The 238-nt window shown below is 69.7% G+C and carries 1 protein-coding gene; it reads left to right on the top strand.

Annotated elements, in window-relative coordinates:
- Positions 1-238: homogentisate 1,2-dioxygenase (locus SB751_RS35025; protein WP_410749619.1), on the top strand; the 238-nt coding region annotated here is incomplete at both ends.

The following is a 238-nucleotide window of genomic DNA, read 5'->3' as shown; positions in this document are numbered from 1 at the left end:
CGAGCTGGGCCGGCTGGACGTGGAGCCGTTCGAGATCGCGGTGATCCCGCGCGGCGTGCGCTTTGCGGTGGGCCTGCCGGACGGCCCGGCGCGCGGCTATATCTGCGAGAACTTCGGCGCGCTGCTGCGTCTGCCGGATCTCGGCCCGATCGGTTCGAACGGCCTCGCCAATCCGCGCGACTTTCTCACGCCGCACGCGGCGTATGAAGATCGCGAGGGCGATTTCGAACTCGTCGCC

The organism is Cupriavidus sp. SIMBA_020 (assembly GCF_046535395.1).
Lineage (GTDB): Bacteria > Pseudomonadota > Gammaproteobacteria > Burkholderiales > Burkholderiaceae > Cupriavidus > Cupriavidus campinensis.
Note: the sequence above shows the minus strand (reverse complement) of the source record. Positions and strands in the feature narration are given on the sequence as shown.